This window comes from Paenibacillus sp. 01T442 (assembly GCF_056398345.1).
In genome coordinates this window covers 1-3,956 of the sequence record NZ_JBFTPF010000162.1, presented here as the reverse complement: position 1 = coordinate 3,956, position 3,956 = coordinate 1, and the positions used below count along the sequence as shown (strand labels likewise).

General features: G+C 39.3%; 5 protein-coding genes. All 5 read left to right on the top strand.

What is annotated here, in order from left to right:
* The first annotated feature begins 248 nt into the window (after nucleotides 1-248).
* Nucleotides 249-686 (top strand): GNAT family N-acetyltransferase, encoded by a 438-nt coding sequence (locus AC1DLM_RS34880; RefSeq protein ID WP_477572565.1) that lies wholly within the window; start codon nucleotides 249-251, stop codon nucleotides 684-686.
* A 217-nt stretch (nucleotides 687-903) separates the two neighbouring features.
* Entirely contained in the window at nucleotides 904-1,803 is a 900-nt protein-coding gene (locus tag AC1DLM_RS34875; protein ID WP_477572564.1) for a hypothetical protein, read from the top strand.
* A 306-nt stretch (nucleotides 1,804-2,109) separates the two neighbouring features.
* Complete coding sequence (locus AC1DLM_RS34870) at nucleotides 2,110-2,613, top strand: DUF1572 family protein (protein WP_477572563.1); 504 nt, start codon at nucleotides 2,110-2,112, stop codon at nucleotides 2,611-2,613.
* 324 nt (nucleotides 2,614-2,937) lie between these two features.
* Nucleotides 2,938-3,366: an NUDIX hydrolase gene (locus AC1DLM_RS34865; protein ID WP_477572562.1), complete on the top strand. Its 429-nt coding sequence runs from the start codon at nucleotides 2,938-2,940 to the stop codon at nucleotides 3,364-3,366.
* 203 nt (nucleotides 3,367-3,569) lie between these two features.
* On the top strand, nucleotides 3,570-3,956 hold a 387-nt coding region (locus AC1DLM_RS34860), incomplete at its 3' end, for a class I SAM-dependent methyltransferase (protein ID WP_477572561.1).

The following is a 3,956-nucleotide window of genomic DNA, read 5'->3' as shown; positions in this document are numbered from 1 at the left end:
TCAGGAATTTGTTAAATCGCTGGATGGTATACTGGAAAATGTTATTGTAGTTGATTACCCATTGGTTTAAGCAACCAATACGAGGCTGCCGGTATAGATCGGCAGCCTCGTTGCGCTAAAGGGCAGTTTAATGGAATAAAATGTATGATATAATGGGCAATAATTAATAAAGGGGGCAATCATTATAATTACTCATTACGAACAACTTCAATTAAACACGGTCTCCATTCAAAGGGAGGAAGTCAATCGTGCTGTTTCGAAAAGCTATTACAACCGATATACCGCAGTTAATAAAATTTCGTAAGATATTGCTATGTCATGAGCACAACAGTAATATGGATGAAACATTTAGAAACTATTTTGAATCCTCATTATCAGACAAGTCACTCGTTGTATGGGTTGCTGATGACGATGGATTAGTTGTATCAACGGTATGTTTTTGCATATGTCGATTTTTACCACGATTTGAAAACCCTTCTGGATTGGTTGCATACATGGCTAATGTTTTCACAATCCCAAATTATCGTCGTCAAGGTATAGTATCCAAACTTATTAGTGAAGCAATAGAGGATTTGAAGATACAAGGAATTAGAAAAATCCTGCTACATTCGTCTGATATGGCTAAACCTGTGTATGATAGTCTTGGTTTTATAGAGGGAAAGAACTATATGTCAATAAATATTTAATGCTAGAACTTCTTCACAGAGAGGCGATATGGGATGATATAATTTGCTTATCTCCTGCCATGAATGAAAAAGCTTATTTGAGGATGTATAAAAGAGTGGGCAAATATCTATATCGAGAGCGGTATATCCAATCCAAAACAGTATTTTGAACAGTTTCAATTTCATCTTCCAATATATGGGTTATGAAGGAGGCTGAGTTTTATACAGGGGGAATGATATGCAAAAATTTCAGATTAACATTTGTCTGTTTGTTTTGACCATTACTATTTTAACTGGATGTACGAATCCCTTTCCGACTTCCACGAATACACAGATAACGTCAACTACACCTGCGCCTGACACAGCAACACCTACAGCAACACCTACAGAGTCAGAAGGTACACCAATATCAGCCGATGTCAGGCTACTTGCCTTTGATACATCATACTTCGACCAAGTTATTGCTGCTTACAATAATGCGCCRGCGTTAGTCGATACACAGCCTAATGTGGTGATGATTGAAGGCAACTATCAAAAACTGACATTCGTATACAAACTTACAAGTCCACTCTTAGATGTTCCACAAATGCTTTCAGATGCGGGCTATGGGCCGATTACCGATAGCGCTTTAATCAACAAGACTTTTGGCAAAACGGAGAATGATGTTTATGGCCGCTCAAGCGATAACACTCTCATGACATGGTCGGTTGTACACGGCATAGATGACGAATTGACAGTGGTCTACGCGAATTCATCAGATGGAAATTTACCCGACATAAAGGCGGAGCCCAAGGTAAAATATGTGTTTGACCCATCTCTCATCAATAAGGTTGTAAATGTATATAAGGATATAGCGCCGGATTTCAGCATACCGATTGGAACTCCTCCGAAAAAGATAGTTATTACCTTTTTGGATGAGCTGGTGTTTCGCTTCTACGTTAATATTAATAGTAGAGACGCTCATATAAAATCGCTGCAAACCACATTGGAATCGGCAGGATTTTCACCGACAGGCGAATCATTTTTTCAAGGCTATGTATACAAGAAGGGAAAGATTACCGCAAGATATGACTATGGCGATCCAGTGGATGGTGTTTCGGAAATTGGTGTGATCTTGGATGATGTGCCTCTTGGTTAACGAATGAAGGGTAAAAATGATCCATGGTCTTTTAACCGCACCCTGGTGAATACTTTCCAAAGGGAGCGACAATCTATTTCGAATTGATAATGATTACCTCCCAACTTTCGTTGAGCTAACGGCGAACGATACTTAAATAGGGATCTCCGGCTCCCGCAGTCTGACGATCCCTATTTTACTGAAGTACGKGCAGAATTGCGTAGTTGTCCCTTGACTCGAGTTTGGGTAGAAGAGAACCTTGTTGTTATTTACATACAAACGTATGTTTGTTAAAAATTGAGGGGAAATATGGGAGTGTGAAGTGTTTTGGACAGTTCAAATATCGTGATTGACCATCTCTTGAGGAAATACAAAGCAGACCAGAAATGGACTCGCATTGTGATCGAGCAGTTATCTGAAGAGGATATCTCCTGGTCACCGACACCCGAGAGTAACAGTATAACTAATTTGATTGCGCACATATCAGGGGCAGCACGATATTGGTTTGATGCCGCATACTTCGGCGCTCCATTAAACGAGTACAGGAGCATTGAATTCGAACGTGGATTACAAATGTCGAAAGATCAGGCACTGGAAATTTCGAAGAAATCATATGACTGCATACTTGGAGTTCTTGAAATGATGAAAGCAAATCCTGAGCGACTGTTGGAACAGCCTTATTTAAATTACCCACCGTTCGACTCCGCAGCCTTGAACAATCAATCTACCATTCTAGAAATGCTTTTACATCAATTCAGACATTTGCCTAGTCACACGGKGCAAATCATATACATAGCAAAAATGAGAAAAGGGAATTTAGTGTGGGATTGAATATCCGTTCAGCCTATTTAACCATTCCCGTCAGCAACTTAAAAAAACTCTGTGAAATGGTATGGAGAATATTTCGGTTTAAACGAATAACGAGAGTTGAGTAAATGTTACACAATTGAAATCTTATTTATATCTGGTATTAATCATTAAAGGTTATAATAAAAACCGACCCCCTTTAAAATATAAACTTAGACCMTCGGCCCGTTGCTGTGGGTCTCTTTTTTGCTATTCAACTAGAGGGCAGAAAAGCGTGGTGAACTTAAAACTATTTCCACTTATTTCCGTCTATAAATAAGTAGTCAATAATTATAAGGGGGCATCACATTGCCTAAGTTAATTGGTGCAGCAGCAGTTATTTTGGATTGTGAGGGTAGAGTATTATTGGTAAAACATAGTTATGGCAAAAATAATTGGGATCTGCCTGGAGGAAAAGCTGAGGAGAATGAGTCAGCGGAGGAAACTGCAAAAAGAGAAGTTCACGAAGAAGTAGGGTTAGAAGTCGGTATTGGGCAATTAACTGGTATATACTACGATCCGAACTATGACATGCATCACTTCGTTTTCATTGCGAATAACGGAACTAATCAAATACCACAGCCAAGCTCGCCTGAAATTTTAGAATGCAGATTCTGTTCAAGAGATGAACTACCTAAACCGATTAGTGATTTCACTTGTAAGCGCATTGAGGATGCATTAAATGATGAAAGACAGCTCCTTTTCCATACTGTGGGACCAAGACAGTGGATCGAATAATGGATTGTTCAGCTCTAACGAGAAACGTTCAATAAACTACAAAGTGAGGCTGCCGCATAATTGATGGGCAGCCTCATTAAGCTATTGGGCAGTTATCTTCAATAACAAATAACCATAGTAACCTAACAAAAATCCATTCTTATCCTTATTTCTAAGCGTTACACTGTARTTAATTAATACGAAATCGGGATGGTGGTATTTAGATGAAAGTTATAATTGGTGCAGGAAGAACAAACTATGATGGTTGGCTCAGTACACAAGAGGATGAGTTAAATTTACTTTCTTTGGAAAGTTGGAACGCCTTATTTAAACCATGGAGTATTGATGCGCTGTTGGCTGAACACGTGTGGGAACACTTCACTTATGAGGAAGGGATTGTAGCTGCGAACCATTGTTATAAGTTTTTAAAACCAGGTGGGTACATTCGTTGTGCCGTTCCGGATAAAAATTTCCATAACGAAAGGTACCAACAGATTGTTCAAGTCGGTGGTCCTGGTCCAGCTGACCATCCGGCGGCAACTCACAAAATAGTTTATGACGCGAAGACATTCGTAGAAGTATTTGAAAAAGCCGAGTTTGAAGTATCATTG